General features: G+C 34.5%; 5 protein-coding genes. 1 reads left to right on the top strand and 4 read right to left on the bottom strand.

What is annotated here, in order from left to right; translation table 11 throughout:
• Positions 1 to 184: 184 nt before the first annotated feature.
• Both ACOVQ4_RS19070 and ACOVQ4_RS19065 read right to left on the bottom strand, forming a co-directional pair.
• Entirely contained in the window at positions 185 to 874 is a 690-nt protein-coding gene (locus tag ACOVQ4_RS19070; protein ID WP_421822198.1) for a response regulator transcription factor, read from the bottom strand.
• An 11-nt stretch (positions 875 to 885) separates the two neighbouring features.
• The gene (locus tag ACOVQ4_RS19065; protein ID WP_421822197.1) at positions 886 to 2127 is read right to left on the bottom strand and encodes a sensor histidine kinase; all 1242 of its coding nucleotides are present in this window, start codon (positions 2125 to 2127) and stop codon (positions 886 to 888) included.
• A 201-nt stretch (positions 2128 to 2328) separates the two neighbouring features.
• Here ACOVQ4_RS19065 and ACOVQ4_RS19060 point away from each other — a divergent pair, with 201 nt between their 5' ends.
• The gene (locus ACOVQ4_RS19060) at positions 2329 to 2616 is read left to right on the top strand and encodes a hypothetical protein (protein ID WP_421822196.1); all 288 of its coding nucleotides are present in this window, start codon (positions 2329 to 2331) and stop codon (positions 2614 to 2616) included.
• Between the two features lie 190 nt (positions 2617 to 2806).
• Here ACOVQ4_RS19060 and ACOVQ4_RS19055 read toward each other — a convergent pair whose 3' ends face one another.
• Positions 2807 to 3268 carry a DUF3299 domain-containing protein gene (locus ACOVQ4_RS19055; protein ID WP_421822195.1) on the bottom strand — a complete coding sequence of 154 codons (462 nt, stop codon included), beginning with the start codon at positions 3266 to 3268 and terminating at the stop codon, positions 2807 to 2809.
• Positions 3269 to 3609: 341 nt separating this feature from the next.
• Positions 3610 to 4104: a peptide-methionine (R)-S-oxide reductase MsrB gene (gene msrB / locus ACOVQ4_RS19050; protein WP_421822194.1), complete on the bottom strand. Its 495-nt coding sequence runs from the start codon at positions 4102 to 4104 to the stop codon at positions 3610 to 3612.
• Between the last annotated feature and the right edge of the window lie 739 nt (positions 4105 to 4843).

Below are 4843 nucleotides of genomic sequence, written 5' to 3'. Positions count from 1 at the left end.
TGAAAATTAAAGGGTTGGTTTTGTTGGTGTTGGCTCCTGAGCTCTAGGTATTTGCTAAAAGGTCTGTGAAGTTTCTTTAGCTTAGGGCTGAACGCCTAAAGCCTATTTCCTGAAAACTTGAATTTTATTTTGTGTGCTAACTAAAGTCTAAAACCTAATTCTAAGAACCCTTGGCTGCTCTAATTTACTTTTGAATATTGAGAATAAAACCTACCTTAAATACATTGTCGATGCTTATACTCGGATCATTTTGTAGCATTTTTCTTAGTTTTGAAATAAATACATCAAAACTTCGGCCTAAGAAATAATCTTTTTTACCATAAATTTTTTCGACAGCTTCTTCTCTTTTTAGAATTTGATTTTGGTTTTGACATAGCAATTTTAAAACTTCACTTTCTGTTTCGGTCAAGCGCCACGATTCATTTGCATAACTCAGTTCTTGTCGGGAATAATCAAAAATGTAAGTGCCAATTTGATATTTTTGTGGGGCTAGTGCTGGGCCAAGATTAGCTTGACGGCGTAAGAGCACCTTGATTCTGCAGAGTAATTCGTCTTCATCAAAAGGCTTAGTGATATAATCTTCGGCGCCTAGCTCAAACCCTTTAAGTTTATCTTCTTTGAGAGAACGCGCAGTGATAAACAAAAACGGCATATTTGGGCTTAGGGCTTTGAAATGTGCAGCAAGCGTAAATCCATCCATTTTCGGCATCATTACGTCTAGTAAGCAAACATCAAAATTTTGCCTTTTGAGTGTCGCCAATCCACTTTCCCCATCTCTACAAAGTTTTACCTCAAAGCCTTGGTCTTCCAAAAACTCCGACAATAAAAAACCCATACTTAGGTCATCCTCAATCAACAGTATTTTATAAGACATAGGTAAATCAGCTAGTCAATAATTGGTAATTTTATTTCGAAACAACTTCCTTTTTTCTCTTCACTTTTTACTTGAATCTGCCCTTGGTGGAGTTCAATCATATTTTTTACATAGGCAAGACCCAAACCAAATCCTTTGAATGCATGGGTAGTCTGATGGACTCTTTGGAATTTTTCGAAAATCATTTCCTTTTGTCCCACCGGAATCCCAATGCCATTATCTTCTATGGCTATGACTACTTCTTGCGCAAGCAGTTTATTAGAAATCTGAACTACAGGAATATTATCATTGTATTTTATGGCGTTTTCAATAAGGTTTCTCATCACATTCTGAAGGTGCTGCTTGTCGCCAAGAATAGCAATTGATTGTTGAATATCGACTATTTTTACTTGTGCATTTTTCTCAGCAATCAGCATAGATAAGCTATCTACAGAGTTAGTAATAAGCTCTTTCAAAGAAAGTTTCTCTTTTTCTAAAAGGTACTCGCCATTTTCTATTTTTGCCAAGTGCAAAACTCTCTCTACCTCTTGGAGCAATTGGGTATTTTCACGCTTAATCACCTCAATAAAAGGATTATTTTCGAGTTCTTCATTTTTCTTGACCAGTCTATTTACCGCCAATCCAATGCTACTTAACGGCGTTTTGAACTCATGAGCCATATTGTTAAAAAAATCCACATTGGTTTGAAGTAATAGTTTTTGCTTCATTAATGACCAATTGACCATCAGTAAAATGACCGTTATAAAAACCACAATCAAGCACGTGGTAAGAACCATGAATGTCATACCTCCCAATATGTAACGTTCCTTGGTGGGGAAGGTAACCCTCAAATAGGCTTCAGAACCGTGATGATTTTTGAAGGAAATAGCAGTCTGAAAAACGTCGCTTGCACAAAAACTATTGGTAGACAGGCTAATTTGATATGGCAAAAAAACCTGATAATTAGCGAGATTTCTATCCAAGGTTTCTCTAAAATCTTTGGTATTTACAATATCCTGTGGCAATTCCGAAATATTGGATATGAGCGTTTCGCCCGACATATCTACTACCGCGCATTTTCCTTCGTTGCAATAGGCACCATCTTTGTAAGATTTGATAGTAGAACACAGCGCGGAGGTTACCCTTTGGTTAAAGATCTCTTCGGATAATTGCCATGAATGACGCATCCAGATAATCTGGATAATCACCAAGGCAATAACGCCTAAAGTCGATGCAATCAGAATGTAAGGGATATTTTTATGCTGTATTTTCATGTAGTAAAGATAAGGCGATTCTAGTAAAACAAGATGGTTTTAACAACTCTATAACAAGTCTATAACAGTTGAATGACAGCAAGAACCAAGTAGAATGTAGTAATTTTGTAAGGTCAACAGTGTACAAATTATCGTATTCAATAAACCTCTTTAGGCTTCGATATTTTGCGCTAATTATTCATTTAATTAAACAAATTCAATATGAAAAAAGCAATTATTTCAGGATTCTTGACACTTGGCATTGTAGCGGCATCTTTGGCCTGCCCAGGTGGGAAATGTGATAAGTCTAAATGCGACAAAGCTAAATGTGATAAGTCGGCTTGTTCAAAATCGGCGAAAACCGAAAACTGCAAAGATCACGATAAAAAAGCTGCTTCTGCCGAGAAAAAAGAAGCACAAGACAACAAAGTAAAGTCTGATACTAAAGCTACTAATAAAGTAGCAATCTGGACATCACCCTATTTTACTTTGGAAAAACCAGGCTGCTAAGAATAAGTGTTGAATTGTGAATGATGAGTGTTGAGCGTAATTTTATGTTTACTAATATTTTGGCTCATCAATTCCCTTCACTTCATGCAAAGAAATTGGATTTTTGATTTCAGAACTTAAACCTTTGTACAATTCTATTTGAGTAATCCGAAATCAAAAATTCAATTTTCAAATTTCAATAAATATTTACTCAATCTACACTTTCGGCTTCCTCCAAGATGTAATTTAGCTCTTGAACATTAGTAGCGTTGAGTCGCAGAGTTCCCTTAAAGGTTTTTATTTCATCAGTTTTGTAGCGTTGATGTTTCCCACTAAATTTTAGCTGAATCATCGATTCTGGACCAGATTTCCCACAAAAGTAACACATCGAATTAGGGTTTTGTGATACCACAAAATTACCTTCACTATCAATCGGAATCGTGTATCCTTTAATTTCAACAGTTCTTCCATTAAGCATTGTAACCTTTGGACCAAAATTGGGATATAGGTAAAACATCGCTAAGTCGATATTGAATTTCTTTTTGAAATGCACATCCTTCAAATCACTCCAAGTAATTTTTTGAACATCAAAGTCTTGTTTTAATCTTTTTTGAAAGGGCTTTTCCGTAAATAGAAATGCTAGAAAAAAGTTGAGCGATACGAGAAACTTCATAATCCTTGTTATTTTTGCAATGATGTTGCAAAAATAACAAGGATTTGAATATAGGATAATAAAAAGGGGTGTTTTATTAGAAAAATAGTCAAACTATTTATTCACTGTACTGAGTGAGAATTTTGTTACATGACTCATCCCGAATTTTAAGATTGGAATTATTATCCATGTGCTTATCAAAAAAGCGGTCAGAAAATATTTTCCGACCGCTTTTTTGATACTACCGCCCAAGATATAACTCGACTAAAAACGAAATCATTGCGTCTCTACAGCTAGAATACAAATTTAAAAAATCACTCATGCACTCAATCACAATTCACTCATTTTGAAATGAATTATGTTTATTTAGCATCCTTCTCAAAATCCAATGCCACTGAATTGAGGCAGTATCGCAGCCCTGTTGGTCTTGGGCCGTCATCAAAAACATGTCCGAGGTGAGCACCGCAACGACTGCACAAAATTTCGGTGCGAGACATTCCAAAACTATCATCAGGAATTTCGAGGATAGCGTCCTTGTGGATTGCCTTATAAAAAGATGGCCAGCCAGTTCCTGATTCAAATTTTGTTTTCGAATCGAATAAAGGGAGTTTGCAACAAACACATTTATAAATCCCTTTTTCGTGGTTTTTCCAATAGGCGCCTGAGCAAGCGAGTTCGGTACTTCGCTGACGAGTAACTTTGTATTGTTCAGGTGTCAAAATTTTACGCCATTCGGCATCGGTTTTAACAACAGCAAATTTATGGTTTTTGAGAGGGTCTTCCTCTGTTCTTTGTGAGCGACTGATTACTAGTCCAAGCACACAAATACATCCTAAAATAATTACCAAGGTTTTCATATTACAAAAGGTTGTTTTAATAATTACGAAAAACAGTTCCAAATTGTTTTCGAGTGCAATAAATAAGCTTTTAAGCGAACGAAAAGTCGGCTAGATTGCCAATCGAAAAAGCATTATTTTCTATAGTTTCTTAACTTTGAATTAACTACATTAGTTGTAAATATTACTTATTTTTAAGTGAATACTTCATAGGATCATTGTAGAATTATGCATAAAGTATAGATTAGCAGGAAATTTTACTGCAACTTTATAAAGTATCAATTTGGTCTGTAAAGTCTACTTTTGGGCTTTTCGATTATCAAAAATTGACCAAATACTACCTGATTTTAACAAATTTTAACATAATTTTAAATTTTTTTATTATGTTTTAAAATTAGTTATTATATTTAGAAGCCCACTTGAAAGGAGCCTTTTTTGAGTGGTTCAATTTTTAAAAAAAACGAATTGCAGAATTTTTTACTTCTAAATATTACTGGATGCAAAATATTTACTAATAAGAAATCAATTTGACAATATTTGAAGCATTATTTCACTTTTTGGTGAATCTTCAAAAACCATCACATACCTTACATTTCTTGTCAATCTTCTTTTGGTAGCAGATAGCTTCATTAATTTTTAGGAGTTCGATTAATACTTAAACCGAAACTAAATTTATTCCCGTTAGACATTATCCTCGGAAGAGGGTATTCTTTGACATAACTTAACTGATTAGCTTGAAAAACTTTACCAACAATTCAAC

The sequence above is a fragment of the Flectobacillus sp. genome (assembly GCF_049240685.1).
Classification (GTDB): Bacteria; Bacteroidota; Bacteroidia; order Cytophagales; family Spirosomataceae; genus Flectobacillus.
This window is presented reverse-complemented; position numbering and strand designations above follow the sequence as displayed.